We start from the raw sequence: 443 nt of genomic DNA on the forward strand, positions 1-443 counted from the left end.
GTTTCTGGCGGAAGGAGATCTTTCATCTGAAGGGCCATGTCTCCATTCCACTTTTTATCCGATGTGTTTCCATCCATGACATCGGCGAAGATCGGAAGGCCTTGAACGCTGCCCAACCCAAACATCAGCTGTTTTAAATCCGGTCGGCGCTCCTTACTATGGCCGAAGTTAATCCGGAGGGAGGCTTCTTCTGAATCTGCTGTTTCATAGGATCCCTGAACGGAAAGGCTCGTCGTATCAAGATGAGCCTGATCAAGGAGGATCCCTTCCTTCTCCAAAGCTTCAAAGGCAATGCCATGATAAATGCCTGAAAGATCACTCTTGGCAAGCTTTTCCAAAGACCGCCCCAAGCGGTCATCGTTAAAATCATCGGCCTGCCAAGCCTTGTCAAATAGATTGGAAATGTCCACGCTTTTATAAAACTCATTCACACGATAAAGAGG

1 protein-coding gene is annotated in these 443 nt (G+C 47.6%); it reads right to left on the bottom strand.

What is annotated here, in order from left to right:
* Positions 1-443 (bottom strand): DUF4277 domain-containing protein (locus AC2JF9_RS09355; protein WP_500727223.1); only part of this gene is annotated, 443 nt, incomplete at both ends.

The organism is Lactobacillus sp. C449L, from assembly GCF_059900815.1.